Source organism: Streptomyces sp. x-80 (assembly GCF_046549095.1).
Lineage (GTDB): Bacteria > Actinomycetota > Actinomycetes > Streptomycetales > Streptomycetaceae > Streptomyces > Streptomyces celluloflavus.
The window spans coordinates 80,570-97,567 of record NZ_JAJPWM010000012.1 but is presented as its reverse complement, the minus strand read 5'-3'; the positions used below and the strand labels follow the sequence as shown (position 1 = coordinate 97,567).

The following is a 16,998-nucleotide window of genomic DNA, read 5'->3' as shown; positions in this document are numbered from 1 at the left end:
CACGATGAGCCGGGCCACACACGGATCGGTGCGCGGTGGGGACAGACCTTGTGCACCGTGGGACCAGGTCCGGGTGGGGCGCGTGGTCCAGGCGGCAGCACAGCCGGTCGCGCGAGCAGACCGTGTGCGCGCCGATGCTGTGGCACACCGCCGCCGACCAGCCCCGCGCCGTCGACGGCGCACACACCGTCCAGTGCGCTGGCCCGCCCGGGTCACCGCCAGCCAAGCCCACCTGCGCGGCACCCAGTGGCGGGCGAAGGGCAACGGCGACCGTGCGAAGCGACCGCCGGCGGAACGACGTAAAGGGAACCGGACCGGCAGCGCGGGCTTCGCGCTCTGCCAAGGGGCCAACGGTGCTGGGTGCGGCGCCCTGAACATCGATAAGGGTGAGATCGGGTCATTCGACATGACACCGATCGACTCCGTGATCCTCGTGGGGTTCTGACCACTGTCAGGTCGATGGTGCGGTGCATGTTGAGCGCCGGGAGGGGACGCCCACCGGCGATGCAGGTTGTTCCGCCCGCCGACGTTCGTGGTTCGCGTGATGGAGGAGTCAGGGGCGCTCGTACATGCCGACCCGCCGTTCACCGGCCTGGGAACCGAGGCGGATCGGGCCGCGCTCGTAGCCGTAGCCGTAGTCGGCCAGCTTCTCCCGAGACTGCGGCGACAGCTTGCAGCGCTGCCCGCTCGTCCCTGGCACCCACGCCCCGACCCCGGCAAACCGCTCACCCCCTACCAGGTCCGCCTCGGCTTCCGCCGACTCCGCGCACGACTGGGATCCCCCGCCGACTCGCCGAAACCCACCCGCCCTGGCCCCGGCCGCCCGAAGGGCCCGAAGGACCGCCCCAAATCGAAGCGCCCGCCCCACCGCAAGAACGAACCAACCTCCGTCGAACACACAAAGTAACGACCGTTCCTTAAATCGCAGGCTAAGGACTGTCCGGTCCGGCGGATCGTTGGCGAAGCCACAGCCGGATCGCGGCGAGGGTGACCGTTCCCTGAAGGACGTATGCCCAGTTGTCGTACCGGGTCGCCACGGCGCGGAAGCCCTTAGGGCGTTGACAGTTCGCTCTACTTCGTTCCTGCGGGCGTACCGTGCGCGGTCGAAAACAGCGGGGCGACCGCCCTGGCTGCCACGCCGTCGGCGGTTGGCCCGCTGGCCCCGGCGTTCGGGAATCGTGTGCCGGATCTGCCGTCGTCGCAGGTAGCGGCGATTCCGGCGTGAGCCGTACGCCTTGTCGCCACACACGTGGTCCGGACGTGTCCGCGGGTGACCGCCGGCAGGACGCGGGACACGGACGCGGTCCAGCACGGGGATCAACTGCGGTGCGTCACCCCACTGTCCGGGCGTGACCAGGATCGCCGGCGGACGGCATCCGCCGAGATCCGGGCGAAGTCCGCGCCGACGAGGGAGTCGAGGGGGAGTCGAGGGACTACCGGGCGGTCGAGGCGCGGGCATACCCCAGGCGCACGTGGCCGACGGGTTCGGCGCCAGCGTTCACCGGCCGGGGCGGCTCGGTCCAGACGGGACCGGGTCAGCGCACGGTGGGGCTCGACACGTCGCGCGCCTTGGCGAGTTGGGGTGCCAGGTGGAAGCGGGCGGTGTGGTACTGGATGGCCACCTTGCCCTTGCCGGTGCGGCACGGCGAACCGGTCGGGGCGACGCAGGTGGACATGGGGCAGGCGTGCGGTTCCACGCGCCGGTAGCCGTCGATCACGCCCCGGACTGTTTCAGAGTGCGTTTCACCAGTCCCGACGTTTGCAACAGCTCATGAAACACGAAAAGCCCTGCACGCACTGGGCGGTCCGGTGTTTCATGAGCACCCCGCCACAGGCTGCACCGACGGCAGTACAGCAGCCTGCGGGGCTGAGGCTTCTACATGCAGGTTCACGGACCAAGCGTTACGGTATGTGATGTAGAGGAAATTTCATGGAGGTGTCAGATGGACGCCGCCGCTAGAGCTGCCCCGTCCGTTGGGGGCGCCCTGCGCCTGTTCGTGCGCCAGCCCCTCACCCGCTCCGGCCCAGAGCACCGCGATATCGTGCAGGCCGTGGTGGACTTGGCCCGTACCCCGGGGGTGGCCCCGGGCCCGGTGGACCTGCTCCCGTACCGGCACGCGCACCACGCGGGCACCTTCAAGGACGCGTTCACCCAGGAGACCGGCACACCGTTCACTCCCGCGGCGTTCCGTGCCTGGCGGCTGGCGATGCTCGACAGCGCCGACGCCATGCTGGTGGTGCGCACCGAGCTGAGCGAGTCCGGAGCCTACGAGATCGCCTACAACGTGCACGCCGGACCCGCAGTCCCGGTCTTCTTCGCCGTCCACACCAGCTGCCCCATCACCACCACCCTGCTGCGCGACCTCGAACCTCTGGTCGACGCCCACTACGCCCAGTTCGCCGACCCCGCCGAGCTGACCGGCCCCCTGCGCGACTTCCTGGCCAAGTGCCCGCGGCACACGCCGCTGGCCGAGGGGATCCCGCGATGACTGCGCCCGCGCGCATGCGGCACACTGCGCCGCTCCGCCCGCTCCGCCCTCCCACCCATCACCCTCCCCCGCACCCGCACCCGCACCCGCACCCGCACCCGCACCCGCACCATCGGCTCCGCACGCCGGCGCTGCGGGACCCCGCCGCGCTGCGCGACCAGGCCCAGACACACCTCGCGGCGGCGTTCACCCTGCTGCGGGCGCTCAGCGAGCTGCCGGACCGGGACCACGCCGCCCTTTGGTGGACCGCCCGCCAGGCCGACCAGACCGCTCTGGAAGTCCTCGCCGCAGACCAGGCACTCCCCGGGCCACGGCAGGCGGACCTGCTGCGCGACGCGGTCGGTACCGCGCGCGGCACCGTGGAATCCGGGAAAATGGCCATCTACCAGACCACCGGCACCCGCCTGGCCTCCTACTGAACCACCCGCCACCCGCCACTCGTTGCACTGGCCAGGCGCCCAGCCCCATCCCTGCTGCCGAAGGCGCCGAACAGGCACAGACCGTCCTCGGGACGGAGGGGCTCGCTGCTTCTCCGAGACGGGTCGCAGGGCGGTGTCCGCGGGCGTGCGGGACAGGGCATCGGCTCAACGAGTCGCCTGGCGCCGGGAACTGGGAGCCGACAGATGCGCCCCCCAGAAACTACCGGCGGGTTACTCGCGTTCTGTCCGAGCTAGGACCACCGGGCCGGCCACCAAGGCGATGGGGAAGAGGACGATCGCCGCCGCGGCGGCGAGTTTCCCAAGCAGGGCCAGGACCATGCCAAGTAGCCCGAGGGCCGCGGAGACCGGCGCTAAGGGCTGTCCCGTCATACCTGGCGGGCGCGCGACGACAGCTACGGCACCTCGCCGCGTTGTCGGAACGTCCACATACAACCAGTAGGCGGACGCTCCTCCGCTGTGCGATGCACCGCATCTGACGCCGCGCGCTGATCCACCAGGTATGACGGGACAGCCCTTAGGGTCACCGTGCCGGACGGCACGGTGAGGCCGTATCCGACCGTGGCCGTGGCGAGCCCGACGACCAGAACAACGAGACCGGGCCCGTAGTACGGGTGACGAGCGGCGAACCGAGCCGGTCGGCCCGGATGCAGCTCTGCGGCTGGCCTGTCGCGGTCATTTCCTCTCCCTGATCGTCGTCGGTGGTTCATGATGCCCGGCGGTATGACAGCGCGCCTGAGTACTTAGCCAAGCCGTCTGCGCTCTCCATGGCCGCCGAACTCCCGGCCACCGCATTCGTCGCCTTTGTCGGGATCCCGGCTGCGGGTCCGCAGGTCGGTCACGCGGGGCTGCCGATGCAGCCGTAGGCGATACCGTCTTTGCCGCCCTGCTTGTTCCACGGCGTGCAGTCGCCGCCGAGATCCGTGGCGCGGTGGCAGTTCGCGACGGCGGTTGTCCTTCCGTACGCGTGAATCACCGGTGTGACCTGGGCGTCCGTCTTCCGGGTCCACGCCCTGACCCGCCGCCTCGAAATCAGGGACGGGCGGCCACCAGCAGGTCGACCAGATAGGTCTCCTCCACCGTCTCGTCCGGGAAGATCTCGCGCAGGCGGGCGCGCTCGTCGGCGAGGAACTCCTGGGTGCCGGTCTCGCCGAGAACGAGAAAGGCCGAGTGACTGCTGATGTTGGCGAGATGCGTGTTGAGGGGGACGACACGGCTCCAGCGCAGTTGGCGGCGTACGAGGCGGAGGCCGGAGAGGCCGGCGAGCTGGGCGGCACGGCTGTCGTCGGGGCGCGCGAGGGAGGGCTGCCGCACTCCGCAGTGGCTCGCGATGCGCTCGTGCTGGGCGGCGATCCACGGCACGTCGAAGGCCGTGGTGTTCCACCAGACCGCGAGCGAGCCGCCCGGCCGCAGGACGCGCAGTGCCTCGGGGACGGAGCGGTCGGTGTCCGTCCAGTGCCAGGACTGCGCGTATGTGATCAGGTCCTGGGAGGCGTCGGCGAGCGGCAGGGCATTGCCGTCGCCCCGGACGATCGGCGCATCGGGAAGCGCGCGGCGGAACTCGGCCGCCATGCCGTCGCCCGGCTCGACGGCGATGACGTCTGCGCCCCGTTCACGCAACAAGGCGGTGGCGATTCCAGTGCCTGCGCCGACGTCGGCGACACGGGCGCCCGCGAGGGGGCGTCCCATGAACTCCTCGACGGCGTCCAGGAGGGCAGACGGATAGGAGGGGCGGTTCGCCGCGTACTGGGCGGCGGCCGTGTTGAACGAATGGGCGCGCGAGAGGGAAGTCATCCGCCCATCCTCGCCTCTTGCCTCCTCGTGGACGAGTGCCGGGCGTCAGCGAGTACCGGGACCGCAACGGGCCGGCCCACGACGACATCGGTGCGGGACCATCCGGCCCCGCACCGCTCACCCGTCCCGGCCGCGGTCGGGCCCACTCACCGACCCCTCAGTGCCGTGCATGTCCGTCTCTACGAGGCCGTTCCAGGGTGAAGGTGTCCACGGGGGTCAGCTCTCCGTAGGGGCCGTCGAAGGTGTAGTACGTGACGTGCATCCGCGTACGGCCGGTACGGCGGTCGCCCGGATCGACGTCGAAGGCGGCGAAACCATGGGTGTGGACGCGGTCCTGGACGGCGCGCCAGGGGGCGTCCTCGGTGACGAAGACGGCCTTGCGGTGGCGGCCCTCGGTTTCCTTGCTCAGATCGACCACGACGCGCCCCTTGGGCTCCTCGAACAGGTTGTCCTGGGTGGTCGCGAAATTGCCGCCGCCTCCGATGACCATGTGAACGGTGCCTTTGCCGGTGTCGGCGACATCGGTCCTGGTGGAGACCGGGACCGGGGTGCGGGCCTCGTTCGGCAGGGTGCCGCGGACCGGCAGGGAGCGCTCGTAGTAGTGCTCGTGGCCGCTGAGCACCAAATCGACCCCGTACGCGTCGAAGAGCGGGCCCCACGCCTTGCGGATTCCGAGGTCGCTACCGCTGCCGCCACGGCTGCTGGAGATCATCGGGTGGTGCATGAAGACGACGATCCAGTCGATGCCCGCGTTGGCGCGCGCGGCCTTCAACTCCCGTTCCAGCCACCGGCGTTGCGCCCCACCGGAGTAGCCGTGCACATAGGTGTCGCCGGTGTCCTGGATCGCCACGTCGTCGTTGGCCAGGCTGATGAAGCGGACCGCGCCGACCGTGAAGGCGTACCACAGGCCACGGGTCCCGGGGTCGGTGGCGGTCGTCGCTCCGGGCAGCGTGAAGTAGGTCTGGTAACCGGCCAGCCCCAGGGGGCCGTTGCCCTTCTCGTTCTCGCCGTTGCCGACGCAGGGCATCCATGGGCGCAGCCGCGTCGAACGGCTGTTGCTGATGAACCAGTCCGCCCAGGTCGCGACGCGGTCCTCGCCGAAGACGCCGGCCGCGGAGGCGTAGCACAGGTCACCGTTGAGCAAGTTGAACAGCGGTCCGACCCGTTCCACCGCGGCCACGATGTCGGCGGCGGCCGGGCTGCCGGCCTGGCTGCTGGTGTAGAGCGGGAAGGGGCCCGAGGGTGAAGGGGTGTCGCCGGAAGGCCACTTGACGGCCCGGCGCAGATTGGGCGCCCCCTGGTCACCGAAGCTGGTGAAGGTGAACGCGGTGCGCCCGCGCGGCGCCGTCGTGAACGAACCGGTCTCCGGCGCGGCACCGTCGTGCCCGGCCGAGTAGAGGTAGGTGGTGTTCGGCCGCAGTCCGGTGAGGCGGGCATGGTGGACGTACACCTCCTCGCGGGAGAGTCCGTCACGGTAGGTGCGGGTCTCGGCGTCGACCACCCGGCCGACGCCTCCGTCCGGGGAGCCGAGGCGTATCTGCGGACGGCGCACGGACTGGGGGCTGATCCAGGAGACGGTCATCTCGGTGCTGGGGTCGGCGCCGAACTGGAGGTGCAGCCCGGCCACGCCGGGCACGCCGAGGCGGCTCGGTGTGCGCTGGAGCAAGGGGGACGGCGCGGACTGCGGCCGGCCGGCGGCTTCGGCGCTCCCCGCGGCGCCGAGCGCGGTGGCGGCTGCGGCCGCGGTCGAACCGGCCAGTACTGATCTTCGCGCGATCGGCATGTAACGCCCCTTCCCTGGCAGGAAATTGGTCGTCAGCACCTTAGGCCGGATCCGCCGTTCTGATACCTGTGGAGAGCGCTTCGGGATGAGGAAGTGCCCTGCGGTGTGCGGTGAAGGGTGTTCTCTTCCGGGTTCCGGAGCGTGCGCCCGGGACCTGAGGCGCCGGGCGCGCCCGGGACCTGAGGCGCGGGGCGCGGCTCGTCGAGGAAGCCGGGCGATCGGCCGGCCGGGAATTGTCCGGGCGATCAGGCGACTGTCCTCGTGGACCTCTTGGGACTGCCTCGTGTCGGCCGCGGCTGGGGCGTGGTTCCGCTCAAGGGTAGTGGTGTCATGCGTGCGTCATGTTTCACTTGCGTCGCATCGGTGAGAGCGGCGGCAGCCATCAGAAACAAGAGCTGGCCCCCTTCCTCTTCCGACGGCCGCCGAGGTACCTCTTTGTCGCGAGATCCGTACACGCCGCAAGGAGTGAATACCACCGTGGACGATGCACACAGCGCCCTTCCGGCAACGGCAACGGCACCGGCACCGGCACCGGCACCGGCACCGGCACCGGCACCGGCACCGGCACCGGCACCGGCAGTCGAGGCCGGACAGGCCGGTTGGTACGTGGACGATCGCTGCACGAACTGCGACGTCGCCAGGCAGCTCGCGCCGGACCTGATCGGTGAGGTCGATGGACGATCCGAGGTTCTCCGCCAGCCGCGCGGCGAAGTGGAGGCCCGTCAGTTGTACGCCGCCGCGTTCGCCTGCCACACCCGCTCCATCCGCCCTGCCTCCCGGCGACTGGACCCGGCGCTGGATCCCTTCCCGCTGCCTCTCGACGACACCGTCGCCCTCTGTGGGCAGAACTCGACACACACCGCAGGGGCCAACTCCTACCTCGTCCGGCGTCCTTCGGGGAATCTGATGCTGGTGGATACGCCGCGCTGGAGCCCGTCGCTGGCCGCCCGGTACGGGGATCTCGGCAGCGTGACCGATGTTCTGCTGACCCACCGGGACCATGCGGCGCACGGCCGGCAGTACGCGGACCACTTCGGTGCTCGGCTGTGGATCCACGAGGGCGACCTTGACGCCGCCCCGGACGCTGACTGCGTCATACGCGGCACCGGCGTCGTCGAGATCGGCAAGGGAATGCTCGCCCACCCGCTCCCGGGCCACACCAGGGGCAGCGTGCTCTACGTGGCGGACGAGCGGTACTGCTTCAGTGGTGACAGCTTCTACTGGTCACGTTCGACCGGTGCCGTCGAGGTGGCGGAGAGCGTTACCTGGTACTCCATCCACGAACTGGCAGCGTCTCTGGCGCGCACGGCCGACCGGCTCCGCTTTGAATGGCTGCTTCCGGGACACGGAGATCGCAAACACCTTCCTGCCCGGCAAATGGCCGATCAGTTGCGGCAGTTGACCGACCGCACCCGCGAAATGAAGCCTCGGCCGGTGGACTTCACCGCGGTGCGCTGGTGAACGACGACAGGCCCGGTACGTGGATGAGCTCGCGATTCGGGGCGTTGCGCGATGTCGTGAACCGGGGCTCTCGGCGAGCGTGCCCCGGCCTTGTTCCCGGGTCGGCGCCCCGCCGTGTGCCACCGGAAACGCGGTGGAGCCGCGTCGATCGCGCTGGTTAGGGTCGTGGGATGAGTACTCGTACCTTCCGTATCACCGTCCGCGGTGTCTTCGACGGACTCGGCGCCGATCAGCGGGCCGAGCTCCTGGCCCGTGCCGCGGAGCACGACATCCTGCGTGCGACCTTCACCCCTGAGGGGCACCTCAGCTACGACCTGGCGGCGCGACCCGCCTTCACCTTCCGCTTCCTGGACTCGGGGGAGGCGGAAGAGGACATCCTGGAAGCGACCGAACGCGCCGAAGAGGCGGCGAAGGCGTGGCTGGCCGAACGCGGCTACGGCCACAAGAACCTCAGGAGCAGCGCCGAGGACCTCTCTCAGGCGCCCTTGGGCAAGCGGCAGCGCCGCGCCGCAGCCCAGCAGAACCTCTGATCCCGCGGCGGCACTCCCGCCACCCACCGCCGGGGATTCCCCGGCGCGCGATCCGTCACGGACGGGCGCTCGCCCTGCCGGGCGCAGGCAGGCCCGAAAGCCGGCCGTCGGCCGGGTCCGCGCCTCGGCCGCGAGACCTGGATCCCGGCATCCGATGCGGAAGCTCTTCGCCACCCCGAAATAAATAGATCCTTGACTGCTCAAACATGACGCTATGCTTGAGCAGTCAAGGAGGTAACAATGAGTGATGCGCTGGATGTGTCGCTGCGTCTCGTACGGGCCCAGACGGCCCTGGTGAAGCGGTTCGACGCGACCCTGTCGGGGCTGCACGGTGTGAGCCTGGCCGACTTCACGATGCTGCTGCGGTTGCGGCAGGCGCCCGGTGACCGGATGCGCCGGGTGGACCTGGCCGAGGCGCTGGGGCTCACCGCCTCCGGGGTGACCCGGGGGCTGGCGCCGCTGGAGCGCATCGGCCTCGTCACCCGGGAGACGGAGGCCCGTGACGCACGGGTGGCCTACGCGGCACTGACCGACACCGGCCGCGAACGCCTGACGGACATGCTCGCCTCGGCCGAGCGGGTCGCCGCCAAGGTCTTCGCCGCCCCCCTGTGGAACAAGGAGGACCTCGGCCGCCTGTCCACTCTGCTGACCCGCCTCGGCGGCACCGGGCTCGCCGGTCATGGAACCCCGCCCCCGTAACCCCGTAACCCCGTAACCCCGTAGGAGTCCCCCATGAAGACCGCCGCCGCCACGCTCCCCTCACCCGTCGTCCCGGCCGGCACCGCGACAGCCATCCGTACGGTGGGCCTGCGCAAGGTCTACCAGCGAGGGCAGGACGGCCTCGTCGCCCTCGAAGGGCTGGACCTCACGGTCGGCCGGGGCGAGTTCTTCGGCCTGCTCGGCACCAACGGCGCGGGCAAGTCCACCACGATCGGCATGCTCACCACACTGGTCACGCCCACCGCCGGAAGCGCGTGGGTCGCGGGCCACGAGGTCAGCGCCGACCCGGTCGGCGTGAAGTCCCGCATCGGCGTCGTCCCCCAGGCCAACACCCTGGACCGCGCGCTCTCCGTGCGGGACAACCTCGCCTTCCGCGGACGCTACTTCGGCATGTCCGCATCGGCCGCCCGGCGCCGGGCGCTGGAGCTGCTGGAGCAGTTCGCCCTCGCCGACAAGGCCGGCGCCAAGGTCCATCAGCTCTCCGGCGGCCAGGCCCGCCGGGTCATGATCGGCCGGGCCCTGATGCACCTGCCCGAGGTGCTCTTCCTGGACGAGCCGACCGCCGGCGTCGACCCTCAGGCGCGCGCGGACCTCTGGAAGATCATCGGCGGTCTGCACGCGGCCGGCCAGACCGTGGTGCTCACCACGCACCACCTCGACGAGGCCGAGGCCCTGTGCCGGCGCCTCGCCGTCATCGACCACGGGCGGCTGCTCGCCTGCGACACCCCCGAGGCGATCAAGGCGACCAGCGGCGCGCAGACCGTCATCACGGTCCGGTACGACGCCGATGCCGGCCCCCTCGAAGACGCGGTACGCCGTATCCCCGGTGGCCCGCACGACGTCGTCGTCGACGGCCCGACCGTACGGGTGCGCACCACGCGCCCCGACGGCGTGCTGGGCCACCTGTTGCGCGCGGCCGGCGCCACGGGCCTGACCGTCCGCGATGCCGCCACCACACCCCCCAGCCTCCAGACCGCTTTCCTCACCCTGACCGGACGTGACTACCAGCCATGACCGCCGCCGCCCGCACTGCGACCTTCCCCCGCCAGCAGTCGTCCCGCCAGGCGGCCTGGCACGCCTACCGGGCGCTGACCGCCCGCGATCTGCACGTCCTCGGCCGGAACCTTCCGGCCGTGCTCGCGCAGGTGGGCCTTCAGCCGCTGCTCTTCACCTTCGCCTTCGCGTATGTGATGCCGAGCATCGGCACCGGACTCGGCGGAGCCACCTCGTTCTCCACGATCCTGCTGCCCGGCCTGCTGGCCAGCACCCTGACGTTGCAGAGCATCATGTCCGTCACCGGGCCGCTGGCCGCCGAACTCGGCCCCGGCCGCGAGATCACCGACCGCGCGCTGGCCCCGCTGCCCGTCCGGGTTCTGGGGCTTCAGAAGATCACCTCATCGGCGATCTTCGGTCTGATCTCATCCCTCGTGGTCGTCCCGATCGTGTGGCTCGTGCACCCGCCGGGCGCCGCGCCCGAGGCCCACGTCGGCAACTGGCCCCTGCTCCTCGTCACCCTCGTCCTCAGCGCGCTGCTCGCGTCCACGCTCGGGCTGCTGCTCGGTACGGCGATCGACGCCTCCGCCTTCGGGGCGCTGCTGGGGCTGCTGCTGGCCGCCGCCACGATGCTGGGCTGCGTTTACTACCCGTGGACCGCGCTGCACTCGATCGGCTGGGTCCAGGTCCTCACACTCGCCAACCCGCTCGTCTACATGAGCGAGGGCCTGCGGGCGAACCTCACGCCCACCTCCGGTCACATGCCGACCTGGGCCTACCTCACGGCCCTCACCCTCGGCACGGCCGCCCTCGGCCATGTCGCCCTGCGCCGCTTCACCCGGCGGGTCCGGACCTGACGGCACCCTGCCGCGGAAAGCGCCGGACTTACGGCGCCGGAGCGGCTCCCGTGAACGCCGAGGCCCGCGGCGGACACCCCGGCCGCCGGAGCCGGTGACCGAACTCGGGAGCGGGGCGCGTGTCCTGCCTCCGACGATCTGGTGCCCGTCTCGGGTGAGCCGGCCCGATGCGCGCGGCGTGCCGGATGATCCGGTCCACCGCGAGCGGCGGACAGCGAGCGGCGACAGCCGTGATCGCGGTATGAGGACGTCCGGGACAGGACACCGCCCGCCCCTATCGGGCCCGGAGCAACCGGCGGCTCCGAATCCCGGGGCCTGGGCTTATCCCCCGGGAAGGTGCCGGGGGAGTCCCAGCGTGCGCGGGCCGCCGCGCGGGCGACTCCTTCGGCAGAGACGGACGGTCCGGGTGTTGCCGTCGGGTGAGGCTTCTTGTGTGTCAGGCGTCAGCTCAGGGCCGGCACCGCTGCCGTCGGTGGAGACGGGCGGTCGGGTGTTGCCGGCCGCGTTCCCCCCTCGGTTGCTGCTGTTGCCGCCGCTTGCGGGCGGCAATGGGGGATGGCACCAGTACACGTCTCAGGGGCGGTTGCTGAAAGACCTGAGGGGCACATCGGTGTGATCTGCGGGCAGCCGTCCGTGGGGGCGGTCAGGCCAGATCGCGGTAGTACTGGCCGGCCTTGAAGTCGGCGAACAGGGTGTACTCCACCTCGGTCCCGGCCGCACTGTCCTGGGCATGGTCCCGATAGCCCGGGGCGTAGTCCTTCTCGACAGGCGCGAGGTCGACCAGGGCGTACTCGCTGTATCCGTCGAAATCGCCGGGCTCATCCGCGACGCCGACGTGGACGAGGGCGTCGTCGGGCAGACCCGTGAGGGCTTCCCGGAGCCGGCCCGCGGTCCATACCGTGGGGGAGTGGTCGATGGTCGCGGAGTCTGTCACGGGCGCGGTCTCTGTCATGGCAGGGAGGCTAGCGGGCCGGCCGGCCGCAGACAGGTAGCCGACCCGTCAAGGTCATCCTGATGCCGAATGCGGCGCGATCAGGTCGCGCGTCTCGTCCCTCAGGAGCGGGGAGCCGGCTGCCGCGGGCACCTGAAACCGAATCTGGTTACCGGCCGCCCAACAAGGTGGAGTCGTTCCACCGGTTCTCCCAGTGGATCGGCTTCGGCAACCGCGGCGTCATCGCCGACAACGACCCCGTCGAGCAGGAGAAGGCGATGAAGTTCAACGCCTTGCTCACGAACGCGGTGATCTTCCGCAACGCCCTGGACATCGCGGAGATCGTCCGCCAGCTCCTGGAAGGAGGCTGGGAGATCGACCCCGAGAACCTCGCGCACATCTCGCCCTACCTGACCGAGCACATCAAACGGTTCGGCGAGTACTCCACCCACGAACTCGGCATCCAGCCCGAGGCGTACGACCCCAAACTTGACGTCGACTTCACCCAGCTCCGCGACCAGGACCTGCGCGCCGAGGGCTTCAGCACGGCGGCCTGAGCGGAACACGGGGGCTCCGGCCTCACGGCTGCGCTTACTTCGGCAAGGTGAGGATTTCGGCTCCGTCGTCGGTGATGGCGATCGTGTGCTCGCTGTGTGCTGTCCGGCAGCCTGTCGCGCTTCGGAGCGTCCACCCGTCGGCATCAGTGACGAGTTCAGCGGTGTCCGCCATGACCCACGGCTCCAGTGCCAGCAGCAGCCCAGGGCGCAGTGTGTATCCACGGCCAGGCCGTCCGGTGTTCGAAACGTGCGGGTCCTGGTGCATCGTTGATCCGATGCCATGGCCTCCGAACTCGGTGTTGATCGGGTACCCCGCCTCGCTGAGGACCGTGCCGATGGCATGGGAGATGTCGCCGATGCGAGCCCCGGGCCCGGCAGCGGCGATCCCTGCGGCCAGCGCGCGCTCGGTTGCACTGATCATCGCGACGCTCTCTGAGGGCTTTGCGTCGCCCACGATGAAGCTGATGGCAGCGTCTGCGGCGACTCCGCCTTTGGAGACGGCGAGGTCGAGTGTCAGCAGATCGCCGTCGGCAAGCGTGTAGTCGTATGGCCGTCCGTGGAGCACGGCGTCATTGACGGCCGTGCAGATGAAGTGGCCGAACGGGCCGCGTCCGAAGGACGGCGCGTAGTCGACGTAGCAGGACTGCGCTCCCGCCTTGACGATCATGGTCTCGGCCCACCGGTTGATGTCCAGAAGGTTCGTGCCGATCGTGCTACGGCTCTTCAGCGTCTGCAGGATGTCAGCGACCAGGGCGCCTGTGTCTTTTGCTCGGGCCAGCAGGGTGGGGTTCAGGATCTCGATCATGCGGCGCCCTTCTACGCGGCCAATAACTATACCGGCCAAACTATACCGGTACTAGAATCGGAGCCATGGTCAGGTTGCCGCTCACTCCCGCAGAGATCGAACGCGGACATCGACTCGGTGCCCTCCTGCGTCGGGCCAGGGCAGAGCGCACGATGCTCGAAGTCGCGCTCGCCGCATGCGTCTCACCGGAGACCCTCCGGAAGATCGAGTCGGGTCGCGTGGCCACCCCCGCCTTCCCGACCATCGCGGCGATCGCCGATGTCCTCGGCCTCTCCCTCGATGCGGTGTGGGCCGAGATCAGCCAGCCCGAACGCGGCGTCGGACCGACCACCTCTATTCCCAACGCACTTGAGCAGTTGGTCTCGTAAGGGGACTTCTCGAAACCGAGTGTGGAGCTGGAGGGTCCGTACGGGTGTGCTGTCCAGGTGATTGCGGCCGCGCGGGGGCATGAGGATAGGACCTCTCGGTAGCACAGATGCGGCAGCTGTAGGTCGTGATCTCGGCGGTGTCTGCGCAGGTGGCGGCGGGTGTGTGGACATGAGTACGGCCACCGCGATCATGAGCGTTCGCGAGGACGGGCAAGGAACGGGTGGCCGCGCAAGCCACGATGGCGGAGCGGGCCTGGGTGGAGGTGTTCGGGGCTGTTCAAGGCCGGTTATCGGACTCCTGCTCACTGACGGCCTGTCAGGGTAGTGCCGCAGTGAATGCCGGATTTACTGCGGCGGAGCCCCTACCGTGATCATCGCGACCTGCTGCGGGGTGTTCCGGACGCCGGGGTGAGGTGTACGCATTTACTGCGGCAGTGCCGGAAGGGCGGGCAGGCGTGACGATCGAACCAGTGACCGAACTCGGGAACGGGGGCGCGCTTCGGCTGCCACGCGCCCAGGTGGTGCCACTGTCCGCCCCTCCCGCCGCGTACACCGCGGCGGTCGAGCGATACCTCACCGGCGCGGGCCTCGCGAAGTCCTCCGCGCGGATTTACCGGATCTCGCTGACGACACGGGGATGGATGCTCGCCGGCGAACCCGCGCCGACCGGACCTGCCCGCCGGGGCGCGAAGCCGCCCGTCTTCCCCGTCGCCGCGATCGACGAACCGGCGCTACCGGAGGCGCTCGCCGAGCTGGCGCCGGCGCGGGCGGACGAGATGGACGCCGACACCGTCAACCGCGAACTGTCCATCGCGCGCAAGGCGATCGGCTGGTGGCAGCGCCAGGGCTGGATCGACGGCGATCCGACGATCGGCATCGAGCGGCAGCCGACCCCGCCGGACCGCACCAAGGCCCTGGCACAGAACCAGATCGCCGCCCTGTGGCGCCTGGACGTCTCACTGCGGGAGAAGACGCAGTGGAAGATGCTCTATCCTCTGAACTTTGTCATCGCGGCGTAGAACAGGCGACGTTGGAATGCTTCGGGCGTCACCGAGTGAGGGCCTGCCTCTCGGACTCCTGGTGCTCCCAGCGTGATTCACTGTGGGGATGCCGAGGTCAACAGCGCTGCGGTTGGCCGGACGACGGTCGAGTTGCGCGAGTTTCTCCTCGGCGCCGGCGAGGCTGATCCTCCGTCCCTCGACTTCGCCAAGCCATCCTTCGCGCTCGGCTGCACCTCACCCGGCGGCCCGCACAGCGTCGAACGCGGCAATGACGTCCGCCAAGCCCTGACGCAACCTCAGCCCGGAGCCGCGCGCCAGGCCCTGCTGGAGCTGATGTACACACCACAATGGCTCGCCTCCCATCCCGGCCCGCACCACACCCTCGGCGATCTCGGCATGCCCGCCCACGCCCGGCGCCACCACCTCACGGCCAGCAACCGGCACCACGCTTGGGACCTCCTGCCGGACATCGGCGCACCCACCCAGGTCGTCCACGGGAGCGACGACCTGCTCAACCCCACCGCCAGCGCTCCCCTGCTCGCCGGCCGCATCCCCGACGCCCGCCTGCACCTGATTCCCGGAGCCCGGCACGCCTACTTCGAGGAGTTCCGCACCCACGCCAGCCCCCTCGTCCTGGACTTCCTCACCACCGCGCACAAGCCGTAGGAACAGCGCAGCCGATACTCGGACACCCTGCTATCCACCGGGCACCAGCGACACCCCGGCCCCGGACTCGCCCGAACGCCGGATCGCTTCTCAGAACTCGTTCTGACGCAAGTGGCAGCGAACCCTGGTTCTGAGAATTGGTTATGCCGAAATCAGCGGCGTGGCGGACCCTCAGAACACCTCCGCGACCGGCGCCGACGACGTCGAGCGCCACCCGGCCCTCGGGGAGTATCCGAACGGAAAATAGCGGTAGGCGTCGGGTGGTGAGTCCCGGCAGAAGAGCCTGTGCTGCTTTGATTCCTAATGATCGTCAGCCGGGGCGCCTGGCCATGACGACCAGACCGGGCCCGATGTACTCCTCCGGGGGGGAGTCGCAGTTCGGCGACCGGGTTCAGGTCGGCTTGCTCGATCAGGCTGACGAGTTGTGCCTGAGGCGCGACCTCGGGCATCCCGGCGGGGTGGTCGTCCTCGTCCATCGCTACGCGGAAGCCGGTGCTTCCGGGCTTTCTCTCACTCGCACTCGGCTGCGATCCAGCCGGGTCGTCTCACCGAACGTCCAGCAGCACCTTCCCTTGCGCGCGGCGCCGGTCGAGTTCGAGCAGAGCCTGCGATGCCTGCGCCAGCGGGAAGCGCCGCCCGAGCACGGGCTGAAGCTTGCCAGTCCGCAGGAGCGGCAGTAGCGCGGCCCACTGCTCCTGCAAATAGGAAGGCTGCTCCTCCCAGAACGCGCCCCAGCCGACGCCCAAGACGCTGAGGTTGTTGCGCATGAGACTGTCGATCTTGATCTGGGCGACGTCGCCGCCCGTTGAGCCGATGACCAGAAGGCGGCCCTCGCGCGCGAGGCTGCGCAGCGAGCCGTGGACCCGGTCGGCGCCGACCGGATCCACGACGATGTCAACGCCGCAATTACCGGTCAGCTCCCGCACCGTGTCCTCGTAGGCGTCGGCCAGGACGACCTCGTCGGCGCCGGCGGCCTTTGCCGTATCGACTTTGCCTGGTTCGGACACGACCGCGATCACCCTGGCATCCAGCGCGGCGGCCAACTGCACAGCAGCGGTACCGACCCCGCCGGCGGCCCCGTGCACCAAAACCGTGTCGCCCGGAGTCAGCTGCGCCCGGCGCGCCAGGCCGAAGTGCATGGTCAGATAGTTCATGGGCAGGGCCGCGCCGGCGTGGAAGGACACGTTGTCGGGGAGCGGGAGGACTGCCGTCAGCGGTGCGGCCACCGTCTCGGCGTATCCGCCGACCCCGGGGAAGGCCGCGACCCGCTGCCCGGCCGTCAGGCCGCTGTCCAAGGGCGCGGACCGGACGATCCCGGCGACCTCGGTGCCCGGGATGAAGGGCAGTGTCCGCCGTAGGTGATACTCACCGCGGCTCTGCAAAACCTCCGGGAACGTCACGCCGGCAACGTGCACGTCGATGACGACCGACTCGGCACCGACCGTCGGTTCATCGACTTCGACGACCTCTATCGCGGTGGGGCCCTTGAGGCTGGTGATGTGGGTCGCACGCATGGCGGCTCCTAGGATGGGACAACAGGCTGGTAGGACGCAGTTACGCAGTTACTTTTCGTGTCTCGGTACTCTTTGAGAACCACGACCATCGT

The 16,998-nt window shown here is 69.9% G+C and carries 19 protein-coding genes and 2 pseudogenes; 12 read left to right on the top strand and 9 right to left on the bottom strand.

Annotated features, from left to right (window positions below; translation table 11 throughout):
- Positions 1-193: 193 nt before the first annotated feature.
- The gene (locus ACLJWH_RS24375) at positions 194-445 is read left to right on the top strand and encodes a hypothetical protein (RefSeq protein ID WP_411143865.1); all 252 of its coding nucleotides are present in this window, start codon (positions 194-196) and stop codon (positions 443-445) included.
- A gap of 108 nt (positions 446-553) precedes the next feature.
- On the opposite strand, the gene ACLJWH_RS24370 is transcribed toward ACLJWH_RS24375, so the two are convergent.
- From ACLJWH_RS24370 to ACLJWH_RS24360, 3 genes and pseudogenes are all read right to left on the bottom strand, one after another.
- Entirely contained in the window at positions 554-700 is a 147-nt protein-coding gene (locus tag ACLJWH_RS24370) for a hypothetical protein (RefSeq protein ID WP_411143864.1), read from the bottom strand.
- A 229-nt stretch (positions 701-929) separates the two neighbouring features.
- Positions 930-1,438: pseudogene (locus tag ACLJWH_RS24365) on the bottom strand (transposase); the annotation flags it as partial.
- Positions 1,439-1,535: 97 nt separating this feature from the next.
- On the bottom strand, positions 1,536-1,718 hold the full coding sequence (locus ACLJWH_RS24360; RefSeq protein ID WP_411143863.1) for a hypothetical protein: 183 nt from the start codon (positions 1,716-1,718) through the stop codon (positions 1,536-1,538).
- A gap of 225 nt (positions 1,719-1,943) precedes the next feature.
- Here ACLJWH_RS24360 and ACLJWH_RS24355 point away from each other — a divergent pair, with 225 nt between their 5' ends.
- Together ACLJWH_RS24355 and ACLJWH_RS24350 are read left to right on the top strand one after the other, a co-directional pair.
- A complete protein-coding gene (locus ACLJWH_RS24355; RefSeq protein WP_411143862.1) occupies positions 1,944-2,489 on the top strand; it encodes a hypothetical protein in 546 nt (181 codons plus the stop codon).
- A complete protein-coding gene (locus ACLJWH_RS24350) occupies positions 2,486-2,908 on the top strand; it encodes a hypothetical protein (protein ID WP_411143861.1) in 423 nt (140 codons plus the stop codon). Before ACLJWH_RS24355 ends, ACLJWH_RS24350 begins: the two co-directional genes overlap by 4 nt.
- An 856-nt stretch (positions 2,909-3,764) precedes the next feature.
- Here the strand turns inward: ACLJWH_RS24350 and ACLJWH_RS24345 are convergent.
- The 3 genes from ACLJWH_RS24345 to ACLJWH_RS24335 all read right to left on the bottom strand — a co-directional run bounded on the left by ACLJWH_RS24345 (position 3,765) and on the right by ACLJWH_RS24335 (position 6,503).
- Positions 3,765-3,902, bottom strand: coding sequence for a hypothetical protein (locus ACLJWH_RS24345; RefSeq protein ID WP_411143860.1), 138 nt, complete (start codon positions 3,900-3,902; stop codon positions 3,765-3,767).
- A 56-nt stretch (positions 3,903-3,958) separates the two neighbouring features.
- Entirely contained in the window at positions 3,959-4,720 is a 762-nt protein-coding gene (locus ACLJWH_RS24340) for a class I SAM-dependent methyltransferase (protein WP_411143859.1), read from the bottom strand.
- A 157-nt stretch (positions 4,721-4,877) separates the two neighbouring features.
- Complete coding sequence (locus ACLJWH_RS24335) at positions 4,878-6,503, bottom strand: purple acid phosphatase family protein (protein WP_411143858.1); 1,626 nt, start codon at positions 6,501-6,503, stop codon at positions 4,878-4,880.
- A gap of 606 nt (positions 6,504-7,109) precedes the next feature.
- On the opposite strand from ACLJWH_RS24335, the gene ACLJWH_RS24330 reads away from it, so the two are divergent.
- The 5 genes from ACLJWH_RS24330 to ACLJWH_RS24310 all read left to right on the top strand — a co-directional run bounded on the left by ACLJWH_RS24330 (position 7,110) and on the right by ACLJWH_RS24310 (position 11,064).
- Positions 7,110-7,964 (top strand): MBL fold metallo-hydrolase, encoded by an 855-nt coding sequence (locus ACLJWH_RS24330; RefSeq protein WP_411143857.1) that lies wholly within the window; start codon positions 7,110-7,112, stop codon positions 7,962-7,964.
- A gap of 170 nt (positions 7,965-8,134) precedes the next feature.
- Positions 8,135-8,494, top strand: a complete 360-nt coding sequence (locus ACLJWH_RS24325; RefSeq protein ID WP_411143856.1) for a DUF6204 family protein — start codon at positions 8,135-8,137, stop codon at positions 8,492-8,494.
- Positions 8,495-8,734: 240 nt separating this feature from the next.
- Positions 8,735-9,193 (top strand): MarR family winged helix-turn-helix transcriptional regulator, encoded by a 459-nt coding sequence (locus tag ACLJWH_RS24320; RefSeq protein WP_411143855.1) that lies wholly within the window; start codon positions 8,735-8,737, stop codon positions 9,191-9,193.
- Positions 9,194-9,226: 33 nt separating this feature from the next.
- Positions 9,227-10,228 (top strand): ABC transporter ATP-binding protein, encoded by a 1,002-nt coding sequence (locus tag ACLJWH_RS24315; RefSeq protein ID WP_411143854.1) that lies wholly within the window; start codon positions 9,227-9,229, stop codon positions 10,226-10,228.
- Positions 10,225-11,064 carry an ABC transporter permease gene (locus tag ACLJWH_RS24310; protein WP_411143853.1) on the top strand — a complete coding sequence of 280 codons (840 nt, stop codon included), beginning with the start codon at positions 10,225-10,227 and terminating at the stop codon, positions 11,062-11,064. Before ACLJWH_RS24315 ends, ACLJWH_RS24310 begins: the two co-directional genes overlap by 4 nt.
- A gap of 643 nt (positions 11,065-11,707) precedes the next feature.
- Here ACLJWH_RS24310 and ACLJWH_RS24305 read toward each other — a convergent pair.
- Positions 11,708-12,016 carry a DUF6225 family protein gene (locus ACLJWH_RS24305; protein ID WP_411143852.1) on the bottom strand — a complete coding sequence of 103 codons (309 nt, stop codon included), beginning with the start codon at positions 12,014-12,016 and terminating at the stop codon, positions 11,708-11,710.
- 167 nt (positions 12,017-12,183) lie between these two features.
- On the opposite strand from ACLJWH_RS24305, the gene ACLJWH_RS24300 reads away from it, so the two are divergent.
- Entirely contained in the window at positions 12,184-12,552 is a 369-nt protein-coding gene (locus ACLJWH_RS24300) for a Tn3 family transposase (protein WP_411143851.1), read from the top strand.
- A 34-nt stretch (positions 12,553-12,586) separates the two neighbouring features.
- Here ACLJWH_RS24300 and map read toward each other — a convergent pair whose 3' ends face one another.
- The gene (gene map / locus ACLJWH_RS24295) at positions 12,587-13,357 is read right to left on the bottom strand and encodes a type I methionyl aminopeptidase (protein WP_411143850.1); all 771 of its coding nucleotides are present in this window, start codon (positions 13,355-13,357) and stop codon (positions 12,587-12,589) included.
- A 65-nt stretch (positions 13,358-13,422) separates the two neighbouring features.
- On the opposite strand from map, the gene ACLJWH_RS24290 reads away from it, so the two are divergent.
- From ACLJWH_RS24290 to ACLJWH_RS24280, 3 genes and pseudogenes are all read left to right on the top strand, one after another.
- The gene (locus tag ACLJWH_RS24290) at positions 13,423-13,725 is read left to right on the top strand and encodes a helix-turn-helix domain-containing protein (RefSeq protein WP_411143849.1); all 303 of its coding nucleotides are present in this window, start codon (positions 13,423-13,425) and stop codon (positions 13,723-13,725) included.
- 455 nt (positions 13,726-14,180) lie between these two features.
- The gene (locus tag ACLJWH_RS24285) at positions 14,181-14,744 is read left to right on the top strand and encodes a hypothetical protein (RefSeq protein ID WP_411143848.1); all 564 of its coding nucleotides are present in this window, start codon (positions 14,181-14,183) and stop codon (positions 14,742-14,744) included.
- Between the two features lie 195 nt (positions 14,745-14,939).
- Positions 14,940-15,392 (top strand): annotated as a pseudogene (locus tag ACLJWH_RS24280) (alpha/beta fold hydrolase); the annotation flags it as partial.
- A 545-nt stretch (positions 15,393-15,937) separates the two neighbouring features.
- On the opposite strand, the gene ACLJWH_RS24275 reads toward ACLJWH_RS24280, so the two are convergent.
- Positions 15,938-16,906 (bottom strand): NADPH:quinone oxidoreductase family protein, encoded by a 969-nt coding sequence (locus tag ACLJWH_RS24275; RefSeq protein WP_411143847.1) that lies wholly within the window; start codon positions 16,904-16,906, stop codon positions 15,938-15,940.
- Positions 16,907-16,998 lie beyond the last annotated feature (92 nt).